The sequence below is a fragment of the Streptomyces sp. NPDC058246 genome (assembly GCF_042881985.1).
Classification (GTDB): domain Bacteria; phylum Actinomycetota; class Actinomycetes; order Streptomycetales; family Streptomycetaceae; genus Streptomyces.
Map to the genome: position 1 here is coordinate 14,680 of NZ_JBHVWZ010000027.1, position 26,601 is coordinate 41,280.

The 26,601-nt window shown below is 72.0% G+C and carries 25 protein-coding genes; 16 read left to right on the plus strand and 9 right to left on the minus strand.

The window, feature by feature from the left end; genetic code table 11:
- Nucleotides 1–17: 17 nt before the first annotated feature.
- A complete protein-coding gene (locus ACFVXA_RS30505; protein ID WP_362022460.1) occupies nt 18–671 on the minus strand; it encodes an NAD(P)H-dependent oxidoreductase in 654 nt (217 codons plus the stop codon).
- A gap of 172 nt (nt 672–843) precedes the next feature.
- Between ACFVXA_RS30505 and ACFVXA_RS30510 the strand changes: the two genes are divergently transcribed.
- The 4 genes from ACFVXA_RS30510 (at nt 844) to ACFVXA_RS30525 (ending at nt 4,610) form a co-directional block, all read left to right on the plus strand.
- On the plus strand, nt 844–1,215 hold the full coding sequence (locus ACFVXA_RS30510; RefSeq protein ID WP_362022457.1) for a helix-turn-helix domain-containing protein: 372 nt from the start codon (nt 844–846) through the stop codon (nt 1,213–1,215).
- Between the two features lie 330 nt (nt 1,216–1,545).
- On the plus strand, nt 1,546–2,913 hold the full coding sequence (locus ACFVXA_RS30515; protein WP_383908059.1) for a DUF2252 domain-containing protein: 1,368 nt from the start codon (nt 1,546–1,548) through the stop codon (nt 2,911–2,913).
- A 383-nt stretch (nt 2,914–3,296) separates the two neighbouring features.
- On the plus strand, nt 3,297–4,142 hold the full coding sequence (locus ACFVXA_RS30520; RefSeq protein WP_390027835.1) for a hypothetical protein: 846 nt from the start codon (nt 3,297–3,299) through the stop codon (nt 4,140–4,142).
- 138 nt (nt 4,143–4,280) lie between these two features.
- On the plus strand, nt 4,281–4,610 hold the full coding sequence (locus ACFVXA_RS30525) for a rhodanese-like domain-containing protein (protein ID WP_362022517.1): 330 nt from the start codon (nt 4,281–4,283) through the stop codon (nt 4,608–4,610).
- A gap of 320 nt (nt 4,611–4,930) precedes the next feature.
- Here the strand turns inward: ACFVXA_RS30525 and ACFVXA_RS30530 are convergent, their stop codons facing one another.
- The 6 genes from ACFVXA_RS30530 to paaA form a co-directional block, all read right to left on the minus strand.
- Nucleotides 4,931–6,073 carry an acyl-CoA dehydrogenase family protein gene (locus ACFVXA_RS30530; protein ID WP_384400721.1) on the minus strand — a complete coding sequence of 381 codons (1,143 nt, stop codon included), beginning with the start codon at nt 6,071–6,073 and terminating at the stop codon, nt 4,931–4,933.
- Between the two features lie 112 nt (nt 6,074–6,185).
- Nucleotides 6,186–7,250, minus strand: coding sequence for a 2Fe-2S iron-sulfur cluster-binding protein (locus tag ACFVXA_RS30535; protein ID WP_384400724.1), 1,065 nt, complete (start codon nt 7,248–7,250; stop codon nt 6,186–6,188).
- Nucleotides 7,250–7,816, minus strand: a complete 567-nt coding sequence (gene paaD / locus ACFVXA_RS30540) for a 1,2-phenylacetyl-CoA epoxidase subunit PaaD (RefSeq protein ID WP_384400727.1) — start codon at nt 7,814–7,816, stop codon at nt 7,250–7,252. The genes ACFVXA_RS30535 and paaD overlap by 1 nt, the downstream gene beginning before the upstream one ends.
- Nucleotides 7,810–8,529 (minus strand): 1,2-phenylacetyl-CoA epoxidase subunit PaaC, encoded by a 720-nt coding sequence (gene paaC / locus ACFVXA_RS30545; protein ID WP_362022442.1) that lies wholly within the window; start codon nt 8,527–8,529, stop codon nt 7,810–7,812. The genes paaD and paaC overlap by 7 nt, the downstream gene beginning before the upstream one ends.
- The gene (gene paaB, locus ACFVXA_RS30550) at nt 8,526–8,813 is read right to left on the minus strand and encodes a 1,2-phenylacetyl-CoA epoxidase subunit PaaB (protein WP_362022439.1); all 288 of its coding nucleotides are present in this window, start codon (nt 8,811–8,813) and stop codon (nt 8,526–8,528) included. The genes paaC and paaB overlap by 4 nt, the downstream gene beginning before the upstream one ends.
- The gene (gene paaA, locus ACFVXA_RS30555; RefSeq protein ID WP_384400730.1) at nt 8,810–9,952 is read right to left on the minus strand and encodes a 1,2-phenylacetyl-CoA epoxidase subunit PaaA; all 1,143 of its coding nucleotides are present in this window, start codon (nt 9,950–9,952) and stop codon (nt 8,810–8,812) included. Before paaA ends, paaB begins: the two co-directional genes overlap by 4 nt.
- A 304-nt stretch (nt 9,953–10,256) precedes the next feature.
- On the opposite strand from paaA, the gene ACFVXA_RS30560 reads away from it, so the two are divergent.
- Genes ACFVXA_RS30560 through ACFVXA_RS30570 form a run of 3 tightly spaced genes read left to right on the plus strand, consistent with a single transcriptional unit; the run spans nt 10,257 to nt 13,299 of the window.
- Nucleotides 10,257–11,345, plus strand: coding sequence for a DUF5819 family protein (locus ACFVXA_RS30560; protein ID WP_390027773.1), 1,089 nt, complete (start codon nt 10,257–10,259; stop codon nt 11,343–11,345).
- The gene (locus ACFVXA_RS30565; RefSeq protein WP_390027775.1) at nt 11,342–12,553 is read left to right on the plus strand and encodes an HTTM domain-containing protein; all 1,212 of its coding nucleotides are present in this window, start codon (nt 11,342–11,344) and stop codon (nt 12,551–12,553) included. Before ACFVXA_RS30560 ends, ACFVXA_RS30565 begins: the two co-directional genes overlap by 4 nt.
- Nucleotides 12,550–13,299, plus strand: a complete 750-nt coding sequence (locus tag ACFVXA_RS30570) for a TrmH family RNA methyltransferase (protein WP_384400736.1) — start codon at nt 12,550–12,552, stop codon at nt 13,297–13,299. The genes ACFVXA_RS30565 and ACFVXA_RS30570 overlap by 4 nt, the downstream gene beginning before the upstream one ends.
- Nucleotides 13,300–13,365: 66 nt before the next feature.
- Here ACFVXA_RS30570 and paaN read toward each other — a convergent pair whose 3' ends face one another.
- Nucleotides 13,366–15,057: a phenylacetic acid degradation protein PaaN gene (gene paaN, locus ACFVXA_RS30575; protein WP_390027777.1), complete on the minus strand. Its 1,692-nt coding sequence runs from the start codon at nt 15,055–15,057 to the stop codon at nt 13,366–13,368.
- 148 nt (nt 15,058–15,205) lie between these two features.
- On the opposite strand from paaN, the gene ACFVXA_RS30580 reads away from it, so the two are divergent.
- On the plus strand, nt 15,206–16,720 hold the full coding sequence (locus ACFVXA_RS30580) for a 3-hydroxyacyl-CoA dehydrogenase (protein ID WP_362022423.1): 1,515 nt from the start codon (nt 15,206–15,208) through the stop codon (nt 16,718–16,720).
- The gene (locus tag ACFVXA_RS30585) at nt 16,717–17,307 is read left to right on the plus strand and encodes a TetR/AcrR family transcriptional regulator (RefSeq protein WP_390027780.1); all 591 of its coding nucleotides are present in this window, start codon (nt 16,717–16,719) and stop codon (nt 17,305–17,307) included. The genes ACFVXA_RS30580 and ACFVXA_RS30585 overlap by 4 nt, the downstream gene beginning before the upstream one ends.
- A gap of 154 nt (nt 17,308–17,461) precedes the next feature.
- On the opposite strand, the gene ACFVXA_RS30590 is transcribed toward ACFVXA_RS30585, so the two are convergent.
- Complete coding sequence (locus ACFVXA_RS30590; RefSeq protein ID WP_383744539.1) at nt 17,462–17,962, minus strand: Lrp/AsnC family transcriptional regulator; 501 nt, start codon at nt 17,960–17,962, stop codon at nt 17,462–17,464.
- Nucleotides 17,963–18,136: 174 nt separating this feature from the next.
- On the opposite strand from ACFVXA_RS30590, the gene pdhA reads away from it, so the two are divergent.
- From pdhA to ACFVXA_RS30625, 7 genes are all read left to right on the plus strand, one after another.
- Nucleotides 18,137–19,294, plus strand: coding sequence for a pyruvate dehydrogenase (acetyl-transferring) E1 component subunit alpha (pdhA, locus tag ACFVXA_RS30595; protein WP_383907946.1), 1,158 nt, complete (start codon nt 18,137–18,139; stop codon nt 19,292–19,294).
- Nucleotides 19,291–20,295, plus strand: coding sequence for an alpha-ketoacid dehydrogenase subunit beta (locus ACFVXA_RS30600; protein WP_362022415.1), 1,005 nt, complete (start codon nt 19,291–19,293; stop codon nt 20,293–20,295). Before pdhA ends, ACFVXA_RS30600 begins: the two co-directional genes overlap by 4 nt.
- The gene (locus ACFVXA_RS30605) at nt 20,295–21,851 is read left to right on the plus strand and encodes a dihydrolipoamide acetyltransferase family protein (RefSeq protein ID WP_390027783.1); all 1,557 of its coding nucleotides are present in this window, start codon (nt 20,295–20,297) and stop codon (nt 21,849–21,851) included. Before ACFVXA_RS30600 ends, ACFVXA_RS30605 begins: the two co-directional genes overlap by 1 nt.
- 75 nt (nt 21,852–21,926) lie before the next feature.
- Nucleotides 21,927–22,913, plus strand: a complete 987-nt coding sequence (locus tag ACFVXA_RS30610) for an NTP transferase domain-containing protein (RefSeq protein WP_390027786.1) — start codon at nt 21,927–21,929, stop codon at nt 22,911–22,913.
- Nucleotides 22,913–24,331 (plus strand): molybdopterin molybdotransferase MoeA, encoded by a 1,419-nt coding sequence (locus ACFVXA_RS30615; protein ID WP_390027788.1) that lies wholly within the window; start codon nt 22,913–22,915, stop codon nt 24,329–24,331. The genes ACFVXA_RS30610 and ACFVXA_RS30615 overlap by 1 nt, the downstream gene beginning before the upstream one ends.
- A gap of 112 nt (nt 24,332–24,443) precedes the next feature.
- Complete coding sequence (locus tag ACFVXA_RS30620; protein ID WP_362022403.1) at nt 24,444–25,541, plus strand: potassium channel family protein; 1,098 nt, start codon at nt 24,444–24,446, stop codon at nt 25,539–25,541.
- Between the two features lie 38 nt (nt 25,542–25,579).
- Nucleotides 25,580–26,560, plus strand: coding sequence for an NAD(P)H-quinone oxidoreductase (locus ACFVXA_RS30625; protein ID WP_383744526.1), 981 nt, complete (start codon nt 25,580–25,582; stop codon nt 26,558–26,560).
- Nucleotides 26,561–26,601 lie beyond the last annotated feature (41 nt).

Consider the following 26,601-nt stretch of genomic DNA (forward strand, 5'->3'; position numbering starts at 1 on the left):
TGCCGGTCCCGGAGGGGTTACGCGGCGACGCGCTCCGCGAGCTCCTTGGCCTTGGCGGCGGCCTCGTCGAGGGCCTTGGCGCGGGAGGCCTCGAAGAGCGGGACCAGCTCGGACATCGCCGGGTTGTGCGGCGCCATGGTGAGCTCCGGGACGATGAATTCGAGGTCCAGGGCGAGGGCGTCGCGCAGCACCGCCTCCAGGTAGTTCTGCACGTACTCGAAGCCCTCACGCGGGGTGCCCGGCGCGTAGGAGCCGCCTCGGCTGGCGACGACGGTGACCGGGGTGCCCTTGATCTTCGAGTCCTCGGTCATGGCGGTGCGGCCGCCGAGGATCACGTTGTCCAGCCAGGCCTTGAGGGTGGACGGAATCGTGAAGTTGTACATGGGCGCGCCGATCAGGATGGCGTCCGCCCGCTCCAGCTCCTCGATGAGCTTCACGCGCTCCGCGAAGGCGGCGGCCTGCTCGGGGGTGTGGGTGTCCGGGGCGGCGAAACCGGCGCTGTGGGAGTCGGCGGTGATGTGCGGCACGGGGTTCGCGGCGAGATCGCGGTAGATCACCGTGCCCTCCGGGTGCTGCTCCTCCCAGGCCTTGCGGAAGGCGTCCGTGACCGCGCGGGAGGCGGAGACGGAGCCCGGAAATACGGACGAGTCTATGTGGAGCAGGGTGGCCATGAGGGTCTCCAAGTGAGCGTGTGCAAGGGGGAGCAAGGGGTGGTCGCGGAGTCCGATCCCGGCTCGCATGCGAGGCCGGCCGGCAGTCGGGCTTCCGTTTCGTACTTGACTATAGATAACACAGCTGCTTACTTTTTTTCATCCCCTTGTGGAGGCGCAGTACTCTGGACCCATGGCGGAACGGGGAAGCCACGACGTAAGTGCGTGCCAGCAGGTGGACGACGACATCACCCGGGTGTTCACGCTGCTCGGAAAACGCTGGACGGGCCTGGTCGTGGCCGTCCTGATGCAACGGCCCGTCCATTTCGCCGAGCTGCGCAGGGCGATCCCCGGCATCAGCGAACGGATGCTCTCGGACCGACTCACCGAACTCGGCGCGGCGGGACTGGTCGTCCGCGAGGTCGACGAAGGGCCCCCGCTGCGGGTCGCGTACCGCCTGACGGACGCGGGTGCCGCGCTCGAACCCGCGCTCAAGGAGCTGGGGGCCTGGGCGGAGCAGCATTTGCCGGAGAGCGGACCGTGCCCGCAGGGACTTCGGAAATAGCCGACCCTCGAGCTGCCCACCGGCATGGCCGTGGAGTCGTCCACAGATGCTGTCCACCGGCGTGGCCGTGGAGTTGTCCACAGATACGGCCGTGGAGTTGTCCACAGGGTCTGACGCGTTTCGGCGACCGGCTGTACGGTCGGCACGAGTTGATGTTCGTGCACGGGGGAGGCGGTCGGAGTGGCCGAGCTGGGTACTGCGGGTCTGGTGCGGCAGGCGCAGGAGGGGCAGGGCGAGCAGCCGGGGCAAGAGGAGCAGCCGGGGCAGCCGGGGCAAGAAGAGCAGACGGGGCAGCGGGAGTCCGGGACTTTTGGGGCCCGGGGATTCGCGGTGCCGGGATTCGCCGCCTGGCCGGTGCAGGGTTCGCCCAAGGAGGAGGGGAAGGCCCTGCGCGGCCGAGTGCCCCGCGGCGCGCACGCCGAGCTGACGGTCGACGCGGGCCGGCCGGACGCCGTGACCGCGGTCGAGGAGTCCAACCGAGGCAGGATCCCCGGGCTCACCCCGATAAGGGTCGGCAGGATGGCGGCCACACCCTTCGCCTTCCTGCGCGGTTCGGCGGGCCTGATGGCGTACGACCTCGCCCGCACCCCCAGGACCGGGATCAGCGCCCAGATCTGCGGTGACGCCCACGCGGCGAACTTCGGCCTGTACGGGGACGCGCGCGGCGGCCTCGTCATCGATCTGAACGACTTCGACGAGACGGTGCACGGCCCCTGGGAGTGGGACCTCAAGCGGCTCGCCACCTCGCTCGTGCTGGCCGGCCGGGAGGCCGGGGCGGACGAGGACACCTGCCGGGCCGCCGCGCACGACACGGTGGGCTCGTACCGCCGGACCATGCGCCTGCTGGCCAAGCTCCCGGTGCTCGACGCGTGGAACGCGATCGCGGACGAGGAACTCGTCTCCCACACCGACGCCCACGACCTGCTCGGCACCTTGGAGCGGGTCTCCGAGAAAGCGCGGGGCAACACCAGCGGGCGGTTCGCCGCCAAGTCGACGGAGGCGGTGGAGGGCGGCGGCCGCCGGTTCGTGGACGCGTCGCCGGTGCTGCGCCGGATACCCGACGCGGAGGCGGCAGCGGTCGCGGCGTCCCTGGAGCACTACTTGACGACGCTCTCGGAAGACCGCCTCCCTCTCATCGCCCGGTACGCGGTGCACGACGTCGCCTTCCGCGTCGTCGGCACCGGCAGCGTGGGCACCCGCTCGTACGTCGTGCTCCTGCTTGACCACCGCGGCGAACCCCTCGTCCTCCAGGTGAAGGAGGCCCGTGCCTCGGCGCTCCTCCCCCACCTGGCGACCGCCGGCCACGCGATACCCGAAGTGCCGCACGAGGGCCGCCGCGTGGTCCTCGGCCAGAAGCGCATGCAGGTCGTCAGCGACATCCTGCTGGGCTGGACCACGGTGGAGGGCCGCCCCTTCCAGGTGCGCCAGTTCCGCAACCGCAAGGGCAGCGTCGACCCCGCCGCCCTCGCCGCCGACCAGATCGACGACTACGGCCGCATGACCGGCGCCCTCCTCGCCCGCGCCCACGCCCACAGCGTCGACCCGCGCCTGGTCGCCGGCTACTGCGGCAAGAAGGAGGAGCTGGACGAGGCCGTCGCGACGTTCGCCGTGGCGTACGCGGACCGTACGGAGGCGGATCACGCGGAGTTGGTGGGGGCGGTGCGGGCAGGGCGGATCGCGGCGGAGGCCGGGGTGTGACGCGCGGCGGAGCCCGGGAGGTGACATGCGGCGGAAACCCGGGGTGACACGCGGTGGAGCCCGGGGGGTGACGGACGAGCTCGCCGTTGATCGGCGCGGCGAGGTTCGGGTCCAGCGGCCCCTGGTCGGTCAGGTGGGTTCAGCGGCCCCTGGTCGATTCAGGTGGGCTCAGGTCCGGTGGCCGTGGCCGTGGCGGTGGGGAAGGCGCCGAGCCGCACGGGCCCGTGGCCTACGCTGGTCGGGTGACGACGCCGGAAGCCGAGCAGAGCCAGTCCGAGCCCACCGATGAGGGGGCACGGGAGCAGTCCGGTGCCCTGGAGGGCGCGGCGGACGAGTCCGCCGGGTCCCACGCGGCGGAGTCGTCGCAGGCGGCGTCCGAGGGCGTGACGTCCTCCCCGGCCGCGTCCGAGGACGAGCAGCCCCGGTCCGCTGAGGCCGAGGGCGCGCCCCGGCCCGAGGACCGGCTCGAGCGGGCGGTGCGGGCGGCCGAGCAGGCGTTGATCGAGTTCGAGATCGCCGTGGAGACCTTCCGGGTCGAGGTCGACAACTTCTCGCGGTTGCACCACCAGAAGCTGGGGCCGATGTACTCCCGGCTCGACGAGCTGGAGGCCCAGATCGCCGAGGCGCGGGCCGAGCGCACCGGCGACCCGGAGGACATCCGCAAGGCGCACGAGGCACGGGCCCGGGTCATGCCCATGCCGGGGGTCGAGGAGCTGTTCCACGGGTGGATGGACTCGGAGGGCCTGTTCCCCGAGGCCGTCGCGATGCTGACGGACCAGCCCGTACGGCCCCCGCAGCGTGTGCGCCCCAGCGAGGAGGCCCGCAAGCTCTACCGCGAGCTGGTGCGCAAGGCTCACCCCGATCTGGCGCAGGACGAGGACGAGCGCAAGCGGCGCGACGAGTTCATCGCGCGGGTGAACGCCGCGTACGGCCGGGGCGACGAGGCGCTGCTCCGGGAGCTCTCCGAGGAGTGGGCCGCGGGCCCGGTCCCGGAGGAGTGGAAGCCGAGCCGCAGCGAGGAGCTCTATGCCCGTCTCGAGTGGCTCGCCCAGCGCAAGGAAATGCTCACCTTCATCGCCCACGAACTGGAGGAGAGCGCCATCGGCGCGCTGCTCAAGCTCGCCCCGGACGACCCGGACCGCCTCCTGGAGGAGATCGCCGAACAGCTGCTTGCCCAGGTGAGCGAGCGTGAGGCGGAGCTGGCGGAGCTGACCGGCCAGGCTTCCTGAGATCTCGGAGCCCGCAGGGATCCTCTGGGTCCGCTGGGTCCGCTGGGAGTCTCATGGTCTGCTGGGATTCTCCGGGCTCCCTGGGTGGGGCTGTCGGTGCGGTCGGGTAGCGTCGGAGACATGAGTTTCGGAGCTGGTGTGCCCACGGTCGGGGTCGGCGATCTCGCGGACGGAGACTTCCTGCTGGACGTCCGGGAGGACGAGGAGTGGGATGCAGGCCATGCCGAAGGGGCACTGCACATCCCCATGAGCGAATTCGTCTCCCGCTACGGCGAGTTGACCGAGGCGGCCCCACAGGACGGCCGCGTCCACGTGATCTGCCGCTCCGGCGGCCGCTCCGCCCAGGTCACGATGTACCTGGTCCAGCAAGGCATCGACGCCGTGAACGTGGACGGCGGCATGCAGGTCTGGGAAGCCGCCGGCCGCCCGGTGATCGACGGCAGCGGGCAGCCGGGCGCCGTGGTGTAACAGTCGGGCATCCCCACCTGGCGGGAACCTCGCCGGACAGTGCGCGGGAATCCCCGCCTGGCCGCGGGAACCTCGCTGGACAGTCCGCGGGAGCCCGGCTGGACAGGCGCCTCGCTGCACCGGGGGAGCCCCGCCGGGCCGGAAACCAGGCGCACGCCCACCGCAGGGTGCTGGATCACTGGGGCCTGGGGGCCTGCACCGGTGCGGAACCACTCCCTGCCCGTGCCCGCTCTGCTGCTCGGCGAGGGCGTCAGCCCAGTGGCACCTTGGGCAGGGCGGGGGCGGGCAGCGACGTCAGTCCTGGGTGGGCGGGCCGGGTGTCAGCCCAGTGGATGGGCCGCGAGCAGGTCTCCCAGCGCCTCCTCGTGGGCCGCCGCGGGGCCGAGTGACAGCTCCAGCTGCTTGGCCCAGGCGTGATAGCGGTGCAGCGGATAGTCGGTGTCGGCCCCGAACCCCCCGTGCAGATGCTGCGCGGTCTGTACGACCCGTCGTACCCCTTCCGACGCCCAGATCTTGGCCACGGCCACATCCCCGGACGCCGGAAGCGCACCGCCCGTGCCCGTGCTGATCCGCCACGCGGCCTGCCACAGCGTCGCCTCCATCGCGCGCAGGTCGATATAGCGGTCGGCGGTCTGCACGGCGACCGCCTGGAAGGTGGCGACCGGGAACCCGAACTGCTCCCGCTTGCTCGTGTACGCACTCGTCATCCCGAGCACGCCCTCCCCGAGCCCGAGCGCCAGCGCGCACGTCCCAGTGGCCAACAGCTCGCGCAGCCACTCCCACGCCCCCTCCGCGTCAAGGACATCCCGGGCGGCGATCCGCGCGGAGTCCAGACGCATCTCGCCGAGCCGCTCACCGGTGGTGGAGATCTGCTCGGCGAGTACCACCCCTGCGTGGACGCGGGGGACGAGAGCGAGGACCGCCCGGCCGGCGTCCGTGTGCGCGGGGACGACGATGAGGTCGGCGTTGTGCGCCCAGGGGACCGCGGTCTGCACCCCGTCCAGCACCCATACGTCACTGTCCTGACCGTCCTGCCGAGCGGTCACCGCGAGTTCGGCCGGGTCGTGGCCGGTGCGGCCGTTGGCGGCGACGGTCAGCACGAGCTCGCCCCGGCCCGCCCGCGCCGGCAGGTCCGCCCTCAACTCCGCACCGCCGTACCTCTGCACGGCCACCGCAGCCGCCGTGTTCTCCAGCAACGGCACCCGCGCCAGCACCTTGGCCGACTCGCGCAGCACCAGACACAGCGCGACCGCGTCCAGTCCCGCCCCGCCGTACTCCGTGTCGAGCAGCAGGCTCAGCAGGTCCGCGGCGGCGAGCCTCGCCCACAGCGCCCGGTCGAAGTCCTCGGCGACGGCGCCCGCGGTGAGTGCGGGGCTGGGCACACCGTCCGGCGCGACCGCGGCGAACACCGCCTTCGCCGCCTCGACCGCCGCCTGCTGCTCCTCGGTGAAGGTGAAGTCCACGGTGCTGTCCTCCCACGCGCACACCGGCCAACGGCCCGGCACTCCCGACCTGATCTGACGGAGCGTCAAGATAGAACAGGTTCTAGGAGAAGGGAACGGCCGTCACCACGGGCTAGCGGTCGAAGTCCAACTCCACCTTCTCCGTGGCCGGATGCGACTGGCAGGCCAGCACGTAACCCGCCTCCGTCTCCTCAGGTTCCAGCGCGAAGTTGCGGTCCATCCGCACCTCGCCCGAGACGAGGAAGGCGCGACAGGTCCCGCACACCCCGCCCTTGCAGGCGTACGGCGCGTCCGGCCGGTTGCGCAGCACGGCCTCCAGGAGCGACTCGCCGTCCTGGACGGGCCAGGTCCCGCCGCGGCCGTCGAGCCGGGCGGTCACCGTGCTGTGCGAGGGAGTGGCCACGGCGGGAGCGTGCCCGGCCCCGTCGTCCACGTGGAAGATCTCCTCGTGGATACGGGTCCGTGCCACACCGAGCCCGCGCAGCGCCCGCTCGGCGCCCTGCACCAGCCCGAACGGCCCGCACAGGAACCACCCCGCCACCCGGTCCACGGGCAGCAGCGCGGGAAGCAGCGCGGTGAGCCGCTCCTGGTCGAGCCGCCCGGTGGGCAGACCGGCCTGCTGCTCCTCCCGGGAGAGCACCGTGACCAGCTGGAACCGCTCGGGAAAACGGTCCTTGAGGTCGGCGACCTCCTCCAGGAACATCGTCGAGGCCGCGGTCCGGTCGCTGCGTATCAGGCAGAACCTCGCCCCCGGCTCCCGCGCCAGCAGCGTCGAGACGATCGACAGCACCGGGGTGATCCCGCTGCCGCCCACCACGGCGGCGTACAGCCCGGAGGCGGGTTCGAGGGTGAACCGTCCTGCCGGCGTCATCACCTCCACCTCGTCGCCGACCGCGATCTCCTTGAGCGCGTACGTCGAGAACGCGCCGCCGTCGACCAGGCGCACACCGACCCGGAGCGTTCGCGGCCCCGCGTCGCCGGGTGCGGGTGCCGGTGAGCAGATCGAGTACGTACGGCGGATCTCCGTGCCGTCGGCCGTGCGGCGCAGCGCCAGATGCTGGCCGGGCGCGTGCCGGTACTCCTCGCGCAGGGCGGGCGGCACCGCGAAGGTCAGGGCGACGGAGTCGTCGGTGAGCCGCTCGACCTCGGCCACCGGGAGCGGGTGGAAGCGGGCCATCACAACTCCTTGAAGTGGTCGAACGGTTCACGGCAGGACAGGCAGCGGCGCAGCGCCTTGCAGGCGGTGGAGGAGAAACGGCTGAGCAGCTCGGTGTCGGCCGACCCGCAGTGCGGGCAGCACACGGGCTCCCACTCCGGCTCCACGGCGTCAACGAGTCCGACGGATCCGCCGGGTCCGGGGGCCGTCCGGGTGGGCCCCAGCGTGACCGTCACCGGACCTGCCGTACGCCCGCCGCGCGGCGGCGCTATCCCGAACTCCCGCAGCTTGCGCCGCCCTTCGTCCGAGATGTCGTCCGTCGACCAGGCCGGGCTGAGCACCGTACGGACGGACACCTCCCGCATGCCGTGCTCGTGCAGCACCCGCTCGATGTCGACGGACATCGCCTCGATGGCCGGGCAGCCGGTGTACGTCGGGGTCAGCTCGACCTCGACCGTGTCCGCGCCTCGGACATGCACGGCGCGCAGTACCCCGAGCTCCTCCAGCGTCAGCACGGGCAGCTCGGGGTCCGGCACGGACCCGGCGAGCCTGCGCAGTTCCTCTTCGAGGGCGGTGGTCGTCACCATGACGCCCCCGGGTGGCTGCGGTGCAGATGCTGCATCTCGGCGAGCATCCGTCCGAAGGATTCGGTGTGCAGTCCCTGGCGCCCGGCGCCCGCGGCCCAGGCCCCCGACTGCGGACCCTCGGGGACCTCCAGGGTGGCCCGGCGCAGCACGTCTCCCACGGACTCCAGCCAGTCGGTCCGCATCCGCTCCCAGTCGACGTGCACGCCCTCGACCGGCTGGAACATCTCGCCCGTGAACCGCCACAAGGCCTCGCAGGCCTGCCGCATCCGTTCATGGCTGACGTCCGTGCCGTCGCCGAGCCGCAGCGTCCACTGCTCGGCGTGGTCCTGGTGGTAGACCACTTCCTTGACGGCCTTCGCCGCGAGCGGGGCGAACTCCCCGTCCTCGGCGGCCAGTTGCGTGTACAGGAGCCGCTGGTAGGTGGAGAAGTAGAGCTGGCGGGCGATGGTGTGCGCGAAGTCGCCGTTCGGCTGCTCGACGAGCTGGAGGTTGCGGAAGGAGCGCTCCTCACGCAGATAGGCCAGCTCGTCCTCGTCACCGGCCAGGGACAGCAGCACCCGGGCCTGGCCCAGCAGGTCCAGCGCGATGTTGGCCAGGGCGACTTCCTCTTCGAGGACGGGCGCGTGGCCCGCCCACTCTCCCAGGCGGTGCGAGAGCACCAGGGCGTCGTCGCCGAGGGCCAGGGCGGCCGCGGTGTTCACGGAGACCGTCACAGGTGCTTCACCCCTTCCGGGATCTCGTAGAACGTCGGGTGTCGGTACGGCTTGTCCGCGGCCGGCTCGAAGAAGGGGTCCTTCTCGTCGGGCGAGGAGGCCGTGACGGCGGCGGACGGGACGACCCAGATCGAGACGCCCTCGCCGCGGCGCGTGTACAGATCGCGCGCGTTGCGCAGGGCGAACTCCGCGTCCGGCGCGTGCAGGCTGCCGGCGTGGGTGTGGGAGAGGCCGCGGCGTGAGCGCACGAAGACCTCCCACAGGGGCCAGTCGTTGGTCGTCATGCGCGCGCCTTCCTGCTCTCGTCCGCCGTGCCGGTGCTGTGCTCGTCCGCGGCGGCTCCGCTCGACCCGCCGGTGTGCTTGTCGGTGTCCGCGGGGGCTCCGTCCGTCCGGACGGTGTGCTGGTGTATCTCCGCCGCGGCCCCGTTCGCCCGGCCGGCGTGCTTGTCCGCGTACGCCGCGGCCGCCTCCCGGACCCATGCGCCCTCGTCGTGGGCGCGCTTGCGCTGGGTGATGCGTTCTTCGTTGCACGGGCCGTTGCCCTTGAGGACCTCCCAGAACTCCGTCCAGTCGATCGGGCCGAAGTCGTGGTGCCCCCGCTCCTCGTTCCACACCAGGTCCGGGTCCGGCAGGGTCAGGTCCAGCGACTCGGCCTGGGGGACGCAGATGTCTACGAAGCGCTGGCGCAGCTCGTCGTTCGAATGGCGCTTGATCTTCCACGCCATCGACTGCGCGGAGTGCGAGGACTCGTCGTCGGGCGGGCCGAACATCATCAGGGAGGGCCACCACCAGCGGTTCACCGCGTCCTGCGCCATCGCGTGCTGCTCGGGTGTGCCACGGCTGAGGGCCAGCAGCAGCTCGTACCCCTGGCGCTGGTGGAAGGACTCCTCCTTGCAGACGCGGACCATCGCGCGCGCGTACGGCCCGTACGAGCAGCGGCACAGGGGGACCTGGTTGGTGATCGCGGCGCCGTCCACCAGCCAGCCGATGGCGCCGACGTCCGCCCAGGTCAGCGTCGGGTAGTTGAAGATCGACGAGTACTTCTGCCGGCCGCTGTGCAGCTTGTCGAGCAGCTCGTCGCGGCCGGTGCCGAGGGTCTCTGCCGCGCTGTACAGATACAGCCCGTGCCCGGCCTCGTCCTGGACCTTCGCCATCAGGATCGCCTTGCGGCGCAGCGAGGGCGCACGCGTGATCCAGTTCGCCTCCGGCTGCATGCCGATGATCTCGGAGTGGGCGTGCTGCGCGATCTGCCGGACCAAGGTGGAGCGGTAGGCGTCCGGCATCCAGTCGCGGGGCTCGATGCGCTCGTCGGCCGCCACCGCCGCGTCGAAAACGGCCTCGTACGCCGCGGTGCGTGCCGCTTCGTCCGCCGGTCCGTCCGCGTCCGCGCGGGCCGTGTGGTGCGCTGCTGCTGTCGCCATGCGGTCCCCCTCGACCTCTCACTCCCGACCGACCGATCGTTCGGTCCGCTCGAATCCATGGTCGGTCGAGCGCCGTAAGGTGTCAACCGCTGTGGATAACCTCGCGGGCACAGGTGTGACCGCTGTGTCCGTTGGGGCTGTGCCGGGCGGCCCGGGCTGAGTACCGTGCCCGTGCGAACGTCGCGGTGCCGCGGGGTGCGGTGCGCGGCGGCGGCGTGGTGTGGTGTGGCGGCGGCGTGGTGTGGCGGTGCGGTGCCTGCGCCCGGCGGCCGACATCGGATTCGGGATCGTGAATCGGGGCGGAATGGACGCGCACGACGAGGGCTCGACAACCGGGCCAGGACCGGACGGTTCCGAGCCTCGCGGGTCGCACGCGCCGGACGGCTCCGCGCCCCGTGGGTCGGACGGTTCCGGGCCCCACGGGTCGGATACTTCCGCGCCTCGCCGGCTCGACGGTTCCGAGTCTCGCGGCGCTGACAGGTCCACGCCGCACGGTCCCGGTGAATCCGAGACCGACGGTTCTGAGACTGACGGCCCCGAGACTGGCGGGTCTGAGACTGACGGCCCAGAGACTGACGGCCCCGAGACTGGCGGGTCTGAGACTGACGGCCCCGAGACTGGCGGGTCTGAGACTGACGGCTCCGCCGCGCCCGAGGATCCCACCCACGAGAAGCGCACCCAGGAGAAGCGGGCCCCCGAGACCCTCACCCCCGAGACCCTCACGCCCGCCCCCACCGGCATAGCCGCCCTCTCCATCCGCTACCAGGTCGCCGCCGCGCTCGCCCTCGCGGTCGTCGCGGTCGCCGCCTGTGTGCATCTCGGGATGGTGTTCCTGCATGTCGCGCCATCGAACACGGTCACCAAGCAGCACGGCCGGGCGATCGACGAGTGGATCTACCCCGAGTTCGAGCAGAACTGGAAACTCTTCGCGCCCAATCCGCTGCAGCAGAACATCTCGGTCCAGGTCCGCGCCCTGGTCCGCGGCGCGGACGGCACCAGCCGCGAGACCGGCTGGTTCGACCTGTCCGCGCTCGACGGCCGGGAGATCGACGGCAACCTGCTGCCGAGCCACACCCAGCAGAACGAACTGCGCCGCGCCTGGGACTTCTACGCCAGTACGCACGACGCCCAGGACCGTCCCGCGGGCCTGCGCGGCGACCTCTCCGAGCGCTACCTGCGCCGGGTCGCCGTCCTGCGCCTCGACCGCGAGCACGCGGGCGGCGAGGGCGCCGTCCTGGAACGCGTCCAGGTCCGTTCCCGCACCACCAACGTGCCGCCCCCCAAGTGGAGCGAGGAGCAGGTGTCCGACAAGCCCCTCGTCCGCGAGCTGCCCTGGTGGTTCGTGCCGGAGGACGACCGCACCGACGGACTGACGGAGGCGAGCGCGCGATGAACCGCTTCGCCCTGTCGGTCTCGCGCGGCATCACCCGCGTCACCGACTCCGCCCTCGGCCCGTACCAGACCGCCGTGATCCGCATCGGCTTCGCCGCCACCTGGCTGCTGTTCCTGCTGCGTGAGTTCCCGCACCGCCAGGAGATGTACGGGCCCGACGGGCCGTGGAGCTGGGACCTCGCCCAGCGGCTCATCGCGAACAACCACGCCTTCACGGTCCTGTTGTGGTCCGACAGTCAGGTGTGGTTCGAGATCGTCTACGCCCTCGCCGCCCTGTCGAGCGCCCTGCTGCTCGTGGGCTGGCGCACCCGCACGATGTCCGTGCTCTTCATGGTCGGCGTGCTCTCCCTGCAGAACCGCAGCATCTTCATGGGGGACGGCGGTGACAATGTCATCCACCTGATGGCGATCTACCTGGTGTCCACCCGCTGCGGCCAGGTGTGGTCGCTGGACGCGCGGCGGGCGCGGCAGGCACGCGCGCGTGCGGAGTGGGCGGATCCCGACCGGGTCGGGCCCGCACTGTGGGGTGTGCTCGGTCTGGCGCTGGCCGCGGCGACGGGCGCGGGATGGCTCGCCACCGGCTGGCTGGTGGTGTTCTGGGGGCTGTGGGCGGTGCAGGCCCTGTGGTGGGTCGTCGGCCGCCGCGCGCGCACCACGGAGCCGCGGATCCTGCTGGACGTCGTCGCCAACCTCGTGCACAACGCGGCGCTGCTCGTGATCATGGCCGAGGCGTGTCTGATCTACGCGACCGCCGGCTGGTACAAGATCCAGGGTTCGCGCTGGCAGGACGGCACCGCCGTCTACTACCCGCTCCACCTGGACTACTTCTCGCCCTGGCCGGCGCTGTCCGACCTGATGTCGGCGCACGGCACGATCGTGATGCTGGTGACGTACGGGACGGTGATCGTGCAGGTCGCCTTCCCCTTCACCCTGTTCAACCGGCGGGTCAAGAACGTCCTGCTGGGGGCCATGATGACCGAGCACGCCGTGATCGCCGTGGTCCTCGGGCTGCCGTTCTTCTCGCTCGCGATGATCGCCGCCGACGCGGTGTTCCTGCCGACGTCCTTCCTGCGCCGCCTCGGCGGATGGGCGGCACGCGCGCGTGGACGGCTCTTTACCGGCGGCGACCGTACGCTGCCGGGGCAGCGCGTACGGGAGCCGCGCACCCCGGAGAACGCCGAGGATCCGCACGTAGGCTTCACCGCATGAAGGACCCTGTAGACGACTGGCACCGGCTCACCGGCACCTGCGTCCTGCTCGACGGCTTCCACGCCCTCAAGCACGCGGTGCGTTTCGAGGCCGAGGTCCCGGTGGCGGTCACCGCCGACCGGCAGGCGGCGCTCGCTCTCGCCGAGGAGCTGGCCCCGGACGTACGGGACGTACTGGACGGCCTGCTGAGGGAGGTCCCGCAGGCCACGTACCGGTCGCTCGTCCCCCGCCCGCACCCCACGGCCGTCGCCGCCCTGGCCGTACGCCCGTCCCGTGACGCCAACCTGGCGGCGCTCGCCCACACCCCGCGCACCGCCCCCGTCGTCGTCCTCGACAACCCCCGCAACCTGGGCAACGCCGGTGCCGTGATCCGGCTCGCGGCGGGCTTCGGCGCGACCGGTGTGGTCACGACGGGCACGCTCGATCCCTGGCATCCCGCGGTCGTGCGCGGCGGGGCGGGTCTGCACTTCGCGACCGCCGTGGAGCGGCTGACGGTGGACGAACTGCCGTCGGGCCCGGTGTTCGCCCTCGATCCGGAGGGCGAGGACATCCGTGGGCTGAAGCTTCCCGATGACGCCGTGCTCGCCTTCGGCTCCGAGCGCAGCGGTCTGTCCCCAGAACTCCGCGCCCGCGCCGACCACCTGGTGTCCCTGCCGATGCGCCCCCAGGTCTCCAGCTACAACCTCGCGACCAGCGTGGCCATGACGCTGTTCCACTGGAGCGCGACCGGGAGCGCACCGGCGTAGAGGACACCGCACCGGCGTAGAAGACAACGCGCCGGTGCAATGCCGCTTCGGGAGGGCCGTGAACGCCTACGCCTCCCGGCGCACCTCCACCACGCGGAAGCGGTTCGCGACGAACGCGCCGTCACACAGCGCCGCGTTGGCGGCTGGGTTGCCGCCCGAGCCGTGGAAGTCCGAGAAGGCCGCCGTCTGATTGACGTACACCCCGCCAGTGAGGTTCAGGGAGAGCTGGGCGCACTCCTCCAGGCAGGCCTCCCGCACGGCCTGCTCGACCTCGTCGTCGGTGGTGTACGCGCCGACGGTCATCGCGCCCTTGTCCCGGATGGTCCGGCGCAGCAGCTCCACGGCGTCCGCGGCCGAGTCGACCGCGACCGCGAAGGAGACCGGCCCGAAGCACTCGCTCATGTAGGCCGCTTCGTCGTCCGGCTTGGCCCCGTCCAGCTTCACGATCACGGGGGTGCGGACGATGGCGTCCGGGAACTCCGGGTTGCTGACCTCCCGTGAGGGGAGGGCGACTTCACCCAGTCCGGCGGCGGCCTCCAGTCGGGCCTTCACATCCGGGTTCACGATCGCGCCGAGGAGCGCGTTGGCGCGGGCGTCGTCCCCGAGGAGTCCGCCGACCGACCGCGCGAGGTCGGCCACCACCTCGTCGTACGCCTTGGGGCCCTCGTCCGTGCGGATGCCGTCGCGGGGGATCAGCAGGTTCTGCGGGGTCGTGCACATCTGGCCGCTGTAGAGGGACAGGGAGAACGCCAGGTTCGACAGCATTCCCTTGTAGTCGCCTGTCGACTCCACGATCACCGTGTTGACGCCGGCCTTCTCCGTGTAGACCTGCGCCTGGCGGGCGTTGGTCTCCAGCCAGTCGCCGAACGCCGTGGAGCCGGTGTAGTCGATGATCCGGATCTCGGGCCGGACGGCCAGGGTCTTGGCGATGCCCTCGCCGGGGCGCTCGGCGGCCAGCGCCACCAGGTTCGGGTCGAAGCCCGCCTCGGCGAGCACCTCGCGGGCGACCTGGACGGTCAGCGCGAGCGGCAGCACCGCGCGCGGGTGGGGCTTCACCAGGACCGCGTTGCCGGTGGCGAGGGAGGCGAACAGGCCCGGATAGCCGTTCCACGTCGGGAAGGTGTTGCAGCCGATCATCAGGGCGATGCCGCGCGGGACGGGCGTGAACTGCTTGGTCAGCGCGAGCGGGTCGCGCTTGCCCTGCGGCTTGGTCCACTCCGCGTTGTCGGGGGTGCGGACCTGCTCCACGTACGCGTACGCCACCGCCTCCAGGGCGCGGTCCTGCGCGTGCGGGCCGCCCGCCTGGAACGCCATCATGAAGGCCTGGCCACTGGTGTGCATGACCGCGTGCGCGAACTCGTGCGTGCGGTCGCTGATCCGCTTGAGGATCTCCAGACAGACCACGGCGCGGATCTCCGCGCCGGCGTCGCGCCAGGCGCGCTGTCCGGCCCGCATGGCGGGCAGCAGCACGTCGATGTCCGCGTGCGGATAGGTGACGCCCAGGTCGATGCCGTACGGCGAGACCTCGCCGCCGACCCAGTCGTCGGTGCCGGGCTGGCCGAGGTCGAGGCGGCTGCCCAGCAGGGCGTCGAAGGCGGCCTTGCCTTCCGCCATGCCAAGGCTGCCGTGCTCCCCGTACGCCTTGGGGTGCTCGGGGTGCGGGGACCAGTACGCGCGCGTGCGGATCGCTTCCAGCGCCTGGTCGAGGGTGGGCCGGTGCTGGGCGATCAGCTGGTGCGCGGTGAGTTCGGCGGCCATCAAGGACCAACTCCTCGTCTCAGGAGCGCTTCATTGCGCTCGCGAGCTGGGCAGGAACGGACAGTCAGAGTTAGAGTAACCGAACGATCGGTCGGGACAAGGGGGTCCGCCGCATCTGTGGAAAACCCCGTGCGGGAGGATCGCGCACATGACAGCACTCGACCTCAGCAGCCCCGTGGCCGTCGTCGGCACCGGCACCATGGGCCAGGGCATCGCCCAGGTCGCGCTGGTCGCGGGCCACCCCGTGCGGCTCTACGACGCCGCACCGGGGCGCGCCGACGCGGCGGCCGAAGCGATCGGCGCCCGCCTCGACCGGCTCGTCGAGAAGGACCGGCTCACCGGCGCCGAACGGGACGCCGCGCGGGCCCGGCTCCAGCCGGCCGGGAACCTCACCGACCTCGCGGACTGCGTGCTCGTCGTCGAGGCGGTGCTCGAAGAACTCGACGTGAAACAGCGGCTGTTCCGCGATCTCGAGGACATCGTCGAGGACGACTGCCTGCTCGCCACCAACACCTCCTCGCTCTCCGTCACGGCCATCGGGGGCGCCCTGCGCAACCCCGGCCGCCTGGTCGGCCTGCACTTCTTCAACCCGGCGCCGCTGCTGCCCCTGGTAGAGGTCGTCTCCGGGTTCGCGACCGACGTCACGTCGGCCACGCGCGCGTACGAGACGGCCCGCGCCTGGGGCAAGACCCCGGTTGCCTGCGCCGACACCCCGGGCTTCATCGTCAACCGCATCGCGCGGCCCTTCTACGCCGAGGCCTTCGCGGTGTACGAGGCCCAGGCCGCCGACCCGGCCACCATCGATGCGATCCTGCGCGAATCCGGCGGCTTCCGGATGGGCGCGTTCGAGCTGACCGACCTGATCGGGCAGGACGTCAACGAGTCCGTCACGCACTCCGTGTGGCAGTCCTTCTTCCAGGACGTCCGCTTCACGCCCTCGCTCGCCCAGCGCCGGCTCGTCGAGTCCGGCAGGCTCGGCCGCAAGACGGGGCACGGCTGGTACGACTACGCGGCGGACGCCGAGCGTTCCGAGCCGCACACCGCGGAGAAGGCCCAGGCGCCCGCGTACGTCGTCGTCGAGGGCGATCTGGGGCCGGCCTCCGAACTGCTCGCCCTGATCCGCGAGGCGGGCATCCAGGTCCGCGAGGACGAGGAGGACCACGGCACCCGCCTGGTGCTGCCCAGCGGCGGTCAGCTGGTCCTCGCCGACGGCCAGACCTCGGTCGAGTTCCGCGACGTCGTCTACTTCGACCTGGCACTCGACTACCGCAAGGCGACCCGGATCGCCCTGTCTGCCTCCCAGGACACCGCTCCCCAGACGCTCTCCGAGGCCGTCGGCCTCTTCCAGGCGCTCGGCAAGGACGTCAGCGTCATCGGAGACGTCCCCGGCATGGTCGTCGCCCGGACCGTGGCCCGGATCGTCGACCTGGCGCACGACGCCGTCGCCAAGGGAGTGGCCACCGAGGAGGACATCGACACCGCGATGCGGCTCGGCGTCAACTACCCCCTGGGCCCCTTCGAGTGGAGCCGACGGCTCGGCCGGAGCTGGGCGTGCTCCCTCCTGGACGACCTGCACCAGCGCGACCCCTCCGGGCGCTACGCGCCGTCCCTCGCGCTCTACCGCCACGCGTACGCATCCGAGAAGCGGGAGGGCACCTCATGACCACCGCCAAGCGCGACACGTACACCCCGGAGACCCTGCTCACCGTCGCCGTCCAGGTCTTCAACGAGCGCGGCTACGACGGCACCTCCATGGAGCACCTCTCCAAGGCGGCCGGCATCTCCAAGTCATCGATCTACCACCATGTCGCCGGCAAGGAGGAGCTGCTGAGCCGCGCCGTCCGGCGCGCGCTCGACGGCCTCTTCGGGATCCTCGACGAGGACCACGCGCGCGTGGGGCGTGCCGCGGAGCGCCTGGAGTACGTCGTACGGCGCATGGTCGAGGTGCTCACCTCCGAACTGCCCTACGTGACCCTGCTGCTGCGCGTGCGCGGCAACACGGACACCGAGCGCTGGGCCCTGGAGCGGCGCCGCGACTTCGACCACCAGGTGGCCGAGCTCCTGAAGGCCGCGGCCGCCGACGGTGACGTACGCGGCGATGTGGAGGTCCGGCTCGCCACCCGGCTGGTCTTCGGGATGATCAACTCGATCGTGGAGTGGTACCGGCCCGACGGGCGCGGCGTGGGCGAGCGGGAAGTGGCCGACGCGGTGGTGCTGTTGGTCTTCGGAGGGCTCCGCAAGGAGTCGTAGTCCTTCGGAGGGCACTTCAGACGGCTCTACAGAGGGCTCTGGGCAGGGCCGCCCGTGGCTTCGGACCCGCACTCCTCGGAGATCAGCCCTGCGGCTTCGGACCCGCACTCCTCGCAGGTCAGCCCTGCGGTTCCGGATCCGCGCTCCTCGGAGGTCAGCCCTGCGGCTCCAGGTCCTCCTCCTCGAAGACCAGCAGGGTGCGCGTGCTGAGCACCTCCGGGATGGCCTGGAGGCGGGTGAGCACCAGCTCGCGCAGCGCTCTGTTGTCCGGCGTGTGCACCAGGAGCAGCACGTCGAAGTCGCCGCCCACCAGCGCGATGTGGGAGGCCCCGGGGAGCACCCTCAGCTGCTCGCGCACGGTGCGCCAGGAGTTCTGCACGATCTTGAGGGTGATGTAGGCGGAGGTGCCCTGCCCGGCGCGTTCGTGGTCGACGCGCGCCCCGAAGCCGCGGATCACACCGTCCTCGATGAGGCGGTTGATCCGCGCGTAGGCGTTGGCCCGCGAGACATGGACCCGTTCGGCCACGGAACGTATCGACGCGCGGCCGTCCGCCTGGAGCATCTGCAGGATGTCCTGATCGATGGCGTCGAGCGGGCGGGCGGGCGGCAGGGCGGGGCCGGCCTCCGGTGGCTCGGCCATTTGTTCAGGTGCCATGTCCCCCCGCCTCCCTACCATGGACGTACTGCGTCCATCTCAGGCTGTGCAGAACCGTTTGTCCACAGCCTGGCGGCGCCTGTAGCCAAAATGTGCCGACGACCGAACAATCGGTAGGTGGGGCGCGTCACACCCGTGACGCGCCTGAAGCCGCTCCCACGAGGAGGTGCCGTCATGACGGTCATGGAGCAGCGAGGCGCTTACCGGCCCACGCCGCCGCCCGCCTGGCAGCCCCGCACCGACCCCGCGCCGCTGCTGCCCGACGCGCTGCCCCACCGCGTCCTCGGCACCGAGGCGGCCGCACAGGTCGACCCGGACCTGCTGCGCCGTCTGTACGCGGAACTGGTCCGAGGCCGCCGCTACAACACGCAGGCCACCGCCCTCACCAAGCAGGGCCGCCTGGCCGTGTACCCCTCCAGCACCGGCCAGGAGGCCTGTGAGGTCGCCGCCGCGCTGGTCCTCCAGGAGCGCGACTGGCTCTTCCCCAGCTACCGCGACACCCTCGCGGCCGTCGCCCGCGGTCTCGACCCCGTCCAGGCGCTCACCCTGCTGCGCGGCGACTGGCACACCGGGTACGACCCGCACGAGCACCGCATCGCACCCCTGTGCACCCCCCTCGCCACCCAGCTCCCGCACGCCGTGGGCCTCGCGCACGCCGCCCGCCTCAAGGGCGACGACGTGGTCGCGCTCGCCCTGGTCGGCGACGGCGGCACCAGCGAGGGCGACTTCCACGAGGCACTGAACTTCGCCGCCGTCTGGCAGGCCCCGGTCGTCTTCCTCGTCCAGAACAACGGCTTCGCCATCTCCGTCCCGCTGGCCAAGCAGACCGCCGCCCCGTCGCTGGCCCACAAGGCCGTCGGCTACGGGATGCCGGGCCGTCTGGTCGACGGCAACGACGCGGCGGCGGTGCACCAGGTGCTCGGCGAGGCCATCGCCCACGCGCGCGCGGGGCGCGGTCCGACGCTCGTCGAGGCCGTGACGTACCGCATCGACGCCCACACGAACGCCGACGACGCCACCCGCTACCGCGGCGACTCCGAGGTCGAGACCTGGCGTGCCCACGACCCGATCGCCCTCCTGGAGCGCGAGTTGACCGAACGCGGCCTGCTCGACGACGAAGGCATCCGGGCCGCGCGCGAGGACGCCGAGGCGATGGCCGCGGATCTGCGCGAGCGCATGAACCAGAACCCGGTGCTCGACCCCATGGATCTGTTCGCCCACGTGTATGCCGAGCCCACACCGCAACTGCGTGAGCAGGAGGCTCAGTTGCGAGCCGAGCTCGACGCGGAGGCGGACGGACCGCACGCGGGGCCGGAAGGAGCCGGGCGATGACCACCGTTGCCCTCAAACCGGCCACCATGGCGCAGGCCCTCGGGCGCGCGTTGCGCGACGCCATGGCCGCCGACCCGAGCGTCCACGTCATGGGCGAGGACGTCGGCACCCTCGGCGGCGTCTTCCGGGTCACCGACGGCCTGGCCAAGGAGTTCGGCGAGGACCGTTGTACGGACACGCCGCTGGCCGAGGCGGGCATCCTCGGGACAGCCGTCGGCATGGCCATGTACGGGCTGCGCCCGGTCGTGGAGATGCAGTTCGACGCCTTTGCCTACCCGGCGTTCGAGCAGCTGATCAGCCATGTCGCGCGGATGCGCAACCGCACGCGCGGCGCCATGCCGCTGCCGATCACCATCCGCGTGCCCTACGGCGGCGGCATCGGCGGCGTCGAGCACCACAGCGACTCCTCCGAGGCGTACTACATGGCGACTCCGGGGCTCCATGTCGTCACGCCCGCGACGGTCGCCGACGCCTACGGGATGCTGCGCGCCGCCATCGCCTCCGACGACCCGGTCGTCTTCCTGGAGCCCAAGCGCCTGTACTGGTCGAAGGATTCCTGGAACCCGGACGAACCGCCGGCCGTTGAACCGATAGGCCGCGCGGTGGTGCGGCGCTCGGGCCGGAGCGCCACTCTCATCACGTACGGGCCGTCCCTGCCCGTCTGCCTCGAAGCCGCCGAGGCGGCGCGGGCCGAGGGCTGGGACCTCGAAGTCGTCGACCTGCGCTCCCTGGTGCCGTTCGACGACGACACGGTGAGCGCGTCGGTACGGCGGACCGGGCGCGCGGTCGTCGTGCACGAGTCGGGCGGCTTCGGCGGCCCGGGCGGCGAGATCGCGGCCCGCGTCACCGAGCGCTGCTTCCACCACCTGGAGGCGCCGGTGCTGCGCGTCGCCGGGTTCGACATCCCGTATCCGCCGCCGATGCTGGAGCGCCACCATCTGCCCGGTGTCGACCGGATCCTGGACGCCGTGGGGCGTCTGCAGTGGGAGGCGGACAGCTGATGGCCCAGGTGCTCGAGTTCAAGCTCCCCGACCTCGGGGAGGGGCTCACCGAGGCGGAGATCGTCCGCTGGCTGGTGGAGGTCGGTGACGTCGTCGCCATCGATCAGCCAGTCGTAGAGGTGGAGACCGCCAAGGCGATGGTCGAGGTCCCCTGCCCCTACGGGGGAGTGGTCACCGCCCGCTTCGGCGAGGAGGGCACGGAACTGCCCGTGGGTGCCCCCCTGTTGACGGTCGCCGTGGGCGCGCCGGCCTCCTCCGTCGAGGGCGACGCGGACGCCGAGGGCTCCGGAAACGTCCTGGTGGGGTATGGCACGGGAGCTCCTCCGGCGCGGCGCAGAAGGGTACGGCCGTCCGCCGGGACGGCTTCGGTACAGCGGCCTCCGGGGGCCTCCGGGGGGCCGTCCGCGGACAGCGGCCGCCCGTCGGTGACCGCCCCCGCGGGGTACGAGGCCGGGGAGTCCGGGCAGCGCACCGACGCGCCGTCAGGGGAGGGCGGCCGACCGGTCGCCGACGGCCGCGAGCTGTCGGGCGCCGAGGGGCGGGGGGGTACCGCCGTGCGCGGTGCCGGTCCCGTGCCGGTCATTTCGCCGCTGGTGCGGCGGCTCGCCCGGGAGAACGGCGTGGATCTGCGCGAGCTTGAGGGCTCGGGTCCCGACGGGCTGATCCTGCGGGCGGATGTGGAGGACGCGATGCGGGGGGCGGCGGGCAGTCCGGTGCGGACGCGCTCTGCCGAGGAGCCCGGCCGGACCCCGGCGGTTCAGCACGGGCCGGGTACGCCCGCCTCCGGGATCTCGCCCTCCCCCTTCCCCCCGGTCCCGCTTTCGCCCGTGTCCGGCGGGGTCACGGCCGGTCGGGGTGCCACCCCGCACGAAACCCGCGTCCCCCTCCGGGGCATCCGCGGTGCCGTCGCCGACAAGCTCTCCCGCAGCCGTCGCGAGATCCCCGACGCGACCTGCTGGGTGGACGCCGACGCCACGGAGCTCATGCGGGCGCGCGCGGCGATGAATTCCGTCGGCGGCCCGAAGATCTCCCTGATCGCGCTGCTGGCACGGATCTGCACCGCCGCGCTGGCGCGGTTCCCCGAGCTCAACTCGACCGTCGACATGGACGCCCGCGAGGTCGTCCAGCTCGACCAGGTGCACCTCGGTTTCGCGGCCCAGACCGAGCGGGGACTCGTCGTACCGGTCGTACGGGACGCCCACGCGCGTGACGCCCAGGCGCTGAGCGCGGAGTTCGCCCGGCTGACCGAGGCGGCGCGGACCGGGACGCTGACGCCCGCGGAACTCACCGGCGGCACCTTCACGTTGAACAACTACGGGGTGTTCGGCGTCGACGGTTCCACACCGATCATCAACCACCCCGAGGCGGCCATGCTGGGCGTCGGCAGGATCGTCCCCAAGCCCTGGGTGCACGAGGGCGAGCTGGCGGTGCGGCAGGTCGTCCAGCTCGCGCTGACCTTCGACCACCGGGTGTGCGACGGCGGCACGGCGGGCGGCTTCCTGCGCTATGTGGCGGACTGCGTGGAACATCCGGCGGTGCTCCTGCGGACGCTGTAGCCCAGGCAGGGCCGTCCCCGTCCACATGCTGTGCACGGGGGTGGCAATGATCCTTCAGACGCTCATACTCGGGGGATGACCGCGTACGAGCCACCGGGCGGCCCCGATCCGTCGGGCCGCCCCGCGCCGCCGGGCACTCCCGGCGCCGATGCCCCGTACGACGCCGTCGTGCTCGCGGGTGGTGCCGCGCGGCGGCTGGGCGGCGCGGACAAGCCCGGCGTGCGGGTGGGCGGCCGGGCGCTGCTCGACCGGGTGCTGGCCGCGTGCGCCGACGCGGTCACCACGGTGGTCGTGGCCGAGCCAAGGGCCACCGCACGCCCCGTGCGGTGGGCCCGCGAGGACCCGCCCGGCGGGGGACCGCTGGCCGCACTCGACGCCGGACTGCGGCAGACCACCGCGGAGTACGTCGTCGTGCTCTCGGCCGACCTGCCGTTCCTGGACGAGGAGACGGTACGGCGCCTGCTGACCGCCCTTCAGGAGGGCGGCACCCCGGGCAGCGCGGCGAAACCCGACGGCGTGCTGCTCACCGATCCCGACGGCCGCGATCAACCCCTCGTGGCCGCGTACCGCGCGGCGGCCCTGCGCCGGGAGCTGGCCGTGCTCGCTGCCGGGCACGGCGGACTCACGGGGCTGCCGCTGCGGCGGCTCACCGCCGTGCTCGATCTCACCCGCATCTCCGACCCCGTCGCGTCCTTCGACTGCGACACCTGGGACGACATCGCCGCCGCCCGGGCACGTATCAGGGAGCATGGGAACGTGTTGGATGAATGGATTTCCGCAGCCAAGGACGAGCTGGGCATCGACCTGGACGTCGACACCGGCGTCCTGCTCGACCTGGCCCGCGACGCCGCGCACGGTGTCGCCCGGCCCGCCGCGCCGCTGACCACGTTCCTCGTGGGCTACGCGGCCGCGCGAGCCGGCGGAGGCCCGGAGGCCGTGGCCGAGGCCGCCCGCAAGGCGGCGGCCCTGGCGCTGCGCTGGGCCGACGAGGACACCCCCGACCCCCAGCCGGACGCCCCGAGCGCCGAGCCGGACACCACCGACGCCAAGCCGGACGCCTGATGACCGCCGCCCGCTCGACCCGGGACAGCCAGGACGCCGAGGATTTCGACGTCGAGGAGGCTCTCGCCTTGGTGAAGGAGAACGGAGCGGCCACCCCGGCCGCCCGCGAGCCCCGTCCGGTCCCCGCGCCCTCCCCGGAGGGAGAGCGGCACGGACGACAGGCCGCGCACGCCCACCACAAGGCCACGCCCTGGCCCGAGGCCCGCGCCACGGCCGAGCGAGCCGCCCGCGCCGTGCCCCGTCGGACGCCCGTCTCGGTCCCCCTCGACGCCTCCCTCGGTCTCGTTCTCGCCGCGCCTCTCAGCGCGCTCACGGACCTCCCTTCCTTCGACACCTCCGCGATGGACGGCTGGGCGGTCGCGGGACCCGGTCCCTGGGACGTACGGGAGACAGGGGTGCTCGCCGGGCACGCGGCGCCGGAGGCGCTCAGCGACGGCGAGGCGGTGCGGATCGCCACCGGGGCGAGAATCCCGCAGGACGTCACCGCGGTGCTGCGCAGCGAGCACGGGCGGCTGGACGACAAGGGGCGGCTGCACCCGACCCTCCCCAAGGGTCTCGGCGCCACTCGACCAGGGGGGACCCCCACGGTCGTGCACGGTCAGGACATCCGCCCGCGCGGCCAGGAGTGCCGCAGTGGCGATCAGCTGCTGCCGGCCGGTGCGATGATCACCCCCGCCGTACTGGGTCTCGCGGCGGCCGCCGGGTACGACACGCTCGCCGCCGTGCCCCGCCCGCGCGTCGAAGTCCTCGTCCTCGGCGACGAGTTGCTCACCGAGGGTCTGCCCCACGAGGGGCTCATCCGGGACGCGCTCGGCCCGATGCTGCCGCCGTGGCTGCGGGCGCTCGGCGCCGAGGTCGTCGCGGTGCGCCGGCTCGGCGACGACGCCAAGGCACTGCACAAGGCGATCACCGGCTCCGCCGCCGAGCTGATCGTCACCACGGGCGGTACCGCGGCGGGGCCCGTCGACCACGTCCACCCCACCCTGAGCCGCATCGGCGCGGAACTCCTCGTGGACGGCGTCAAGGTGCGCCCCGGGCACCCCATGCTCCTGGCCCGCACCGGGGAGGACCAGCACCTCGTGGGCCTCCCCGGCAACCCCCTGGCCGCCGTCTCCGGCCTGCTCACGCTCGCCGAGCCCCTGCTGCGGGTCCTCGCCGGGCGGGCGGCCCCGGAGCCGTACACGCTGCCCCTGAAGGAGGCCGTGCACGGGCATCCGTACGACACCCGGCTCATCCCCGTCGTCCTGCGCGCCGACCGGGCCGTGCCGCTGCACTTCAACGGCCCGGCGATGCTGCGCGGCGTCGCCGCGTCCGACGCCCTCGCGGTCGTACCGCCGGACGGAGCGCGTGCGGGCCAGGAGCTCGAACTCCTCGACCTGCCTTGGGCCACCGCGGGGATCGACGTGTGTTTCCCATGAGCTCGAACGCTCTGCGATGAACGCTGTGCGATGAACTCTCTGCGATAAGCAGTCTGCGCCAAGCGGTCTGCGGCGATCAGCCTGCGATGAATTCAAACGGGGTGTGTTTCACGTGAAACTTCCGGGCCATGATGCGATCGCCCGCCAAGCGGACGAACATCTCGTGACCCATCGGGTGACACTCCCACGGAAGATCGTGGAACGCCCGATACTTCAGGTCGGCAAACGGCTGGCGATGGCGCTGCTGGTGCTCGTCGCCACCGCGTTCATCGTCTGGGCCGACCGCGACGGCTACAACGACAACTCGGACGGCTCCGTCGACCTGCTCGACGCCTTCTACTACGCGACCGTCACCCTCTCCACCACCGGATACGGCGACATCACCCCGGTCAGCGATGCCGCCCGGCTCACCAACATCTTCGTCATCACGCCGCTGCGTGTGCTGTTCCTGATCATTCTGGTCGGCACGACGCTGGAGGTCCTCACGGAACGCACCCGGGAGGAGTGGCGGCTGAACCGCTGGAGGGCGGCCTTGAGGGATCACACCGTCGTTGTCGGATTCGGGACCAAGGGGCGGTCGGCCATTGAGACCGTCTGCGCGACCGGACTGAAGAAGGAGCAGGTCGTGGTCGTCGACCCGAGCTCCAAGGTGGTCGACGCGGCAGCGGCCGACGGATATGCGGGGGTCGTCGGGGACGCGACGCGCACCGATGTGCTGATGCGGGCCGAGGTGCACAAGGCACGGCAGATCATCATCGCCACACAGCGGGACGACACGGCGGTGCTGGTCACGCTGACCGCGCGGCAGCTCAACCGCGGGGCGAAGATCGTCGCCGCCGTACGGGAAGAGGAGAACGCGCCGCTGCTCAAGCAGTCCGGCGCGGACGCCGTCATCACCAGCGCCAGCGCGGCCGGGCGGCTGCTCGGGCTCTCCGTCCTCAGCCCCGCCGCCGGCATGGTCATGGAGGACCTCATCCAGCAGGGCAGCGGGCTCGACATCGTCGAACGGCCCGTCATAAAGGCCGAGGTCGGCAAGGGCGTACGCGAGACGGACGACCTGGTCGTGAGCGTCGTACGAGGACACCGGGTCCTCGGCTACGACGATCCGGCCGTCGGGACCCTTCAGTTGACGGACCGTCTCATCACGATCATCCGGGCCACCCCCGGCACGCAGGTGGCACCACACAGCCGGCCCCTGCCCCAGGACTAGTCGGCGACCCGGCCAGGGCGAGGAGTAGCGTCCCCCTCATGTACGCGATCACGATTCCAGAACCTGGTGGGCCCGAGGCGCTGGTGTGGGACGAGGTCCCGGACCCCGTGCCCGGCGAAGGCGAAGTGCTGGTCGAGGTGGTGGCCAGCGCCGTCAACCGCGCCGATCTGCTGCAACGGCAAGGCTTCTACAACCCGCCGCCCGGCGCGTCCCCCTACCCCGGCCTCGAATGCTCGGGGCGGATCGTCGAGATCGGTCCCGGGGTGTCCGGGTGGGCGGTCGGTGACGAGGTGTGCGCGCTGCTCGCGGGCGGTGGATACGCCCAGAAGGTCGCCGTCCCGGCCGGGCAACTACTCCCGGTGCCCGCGGGTCTCGACCTCAAGCAGGCCGCCGCGCTGCCCGAGGTGACCAGCACCGTCTGGTCGAACGTCTTCATGGTGGCTCATCTGCGCCCCGGCGAGACCCTGCTCGCGCACGGCGGCTCCAGCGGCATCGGCACCATGGCGATCCAACTGGCGAAGGCCGTCGGCGCGAAGGTCGCGGTCACGGCGGGCACCAAGGAGAAGCTCGACTTCTGCGCCGAACTGGGCGCGGACATCCTGATCAACTACCGCGAGCAGGACTTCGTCGAGGAGATCGAGCGGGCCACGGACGGCGCCGGCGCCGACGTCATCCTCGACAACATGGGCGCCAAGTACCTGGACCCGAACGTGCGCGCCCTCGCCGTCAACGGACGGCTGGCGATCATCGGCATGCAGGGCGGCATCAAGGCCGAGCTGAACATCGCCTCCCTCCTCAGCAAGCGCGCCGCCATCAGCGCGACCTCGCTGCGCGCCCGCCCGCTCGGTGAGAAGGCGGCGATCGTCGCGGCCGTACGCGAACACGTGTGGCCGCTGATCGACTCCGGTCACGTACGGCCGATCGTCGACCGCGAACTGCCGATGAGCCAGGCGGCGGCGGCCCATCGGGTCCTGGAGGAGAGCGGACACATCGGCAAGGTGCTGCTCGTCGCTCCCTGAGGACCGCTCTGGCCCACAAAGAGGCGCGCCGCTTCGGCGGT

Coding starts and splice junctions, on each gene's coding strand:
- ACFVXA_RS30585 (WP_390027780.1), top strand. CDS start 16,717: ATGACCACCGCCAAGCGCGACACGTACACCCCGGAGACCCTGCTCACC.
- ACFVXA_RS30610 (WP_390027786.1), top strand. CDS start 21,927: ATGACCGCGTACGAGCCACCGGGCGGCCCCGATCCGTCGGGCCGCCCC.
- ACFVXA_RS30565 (WP_390027775.1), top strand. CDS start 11,342: ATGAACCGCTTCGCCCTGTCGGTCTCGCGCGGCATCACCCGCGTCACC.
- ACFVXA_RS30605 (WP_390027783.1), top strand. CDS start 20,295: ATGGCCCAGGTGCTCGAGTTCAAGCTCCCCGACCTCGGGGAGGGGCTC.
- ACFVXA_RS30560 (WP_390027773.1), top strand. CDS start 10,257: ATGGACGCGCACGACGAGGGCTCGACAACCGGGCCAGGACCGGACGGT.
- ACFVXA_RS30505 (WP_362022460.1), bottom strand. CDS start 671: ATGGCCACCCTGCTCCACATAGACTCGTCCGTATTTCCGGGCTCCGTC.
- ACFVXA_RS30580 (WP_362022423.1), top strand. CDS start 15,206: ATGACAGCACTCGACCTCAGCAGCCCCGTGGCCGTCGTCGGCACCGGC.
- ACFVXA_RS30590 (WP_383744539.1), bottom strand. CDS start 17,962: ATGGCACCTGAACAAATGGCCGAGCCACCGGAGGCCGGCCCCGCCCTG.
- ACFVXA_RS30510 (WP_362022457.1), top strand. CDS start 844: ATGGCGGAACGGGGAAGCCACGACGTAAGTGCGTGCCAGCAGGTGGAC.
- ACFVXA_RS30600 (WP_362022415.1), top strand. CDS start 19,291: ATGACCACCGTTGCCCTCAAACCGGCCACCATGGCGCAGGCCCTCGGG.
- paaD (WP_384400727.1), bottom strand. CDS start 7,816: ATGGTGACGACCACCGCCCTCGAAGAGGAACTGCGCAGGCTCGCCGGG.
- paaN (WP_390027777.1), bottom strand. CDS start 15,057: ATGGCCGCCGAACTCACCGCGCACCAGCTGATCGCCCAGCACCGGCCC.
- ACFVXA_RS30570 (WP_384400736.1), top strand. CDS start 12,550: ATGAAGGACCCTGTAGACGACTGGCACCGGCTCACCGGCACCTGCGTC.
- paaA (WP_384400730.1), bottom strand. CDS start 9,952: ATGGCGACAGCAGCAGCGCACCACACGGCCCGCGCGGACGCGGACGGA.
- ACFVXA_RS30615 (WP_390027788.1), top strand. CDS start 22,913: ATGACCGCCGCCCGCTCGACCCGGGACAGCCAGGACGCCGAGGATTTC.
- ACFVXA_RS30625 (WP_383744526.1), top strand. CDS start 25,580: ATGTACGCGATCACGATTCCAGAACCTGGTGGGCCCGAGGCGCTGGTG.
- ACFVXA_RS30535 (WP_384400724.1), bottom strand. CDS start 7,250: ATGGCCCGCTTCCACCCGCTCCCGGTGGCCGAGGTCGAGCGGCTCACC.
- pdhA (WP_383907946.1), top strand. CDS start 18,137: ATGACGGTCATGGAGCAGCGAGGCGCTTACCGGCCCACGCCGCCGCCC.
- paaB (WP_362022439.1), bottom strand. CDS start 8,813: ATGACGACCAACGACTGGCCCCTGTGGGAGGTCTTCGTGCGCTCACGC.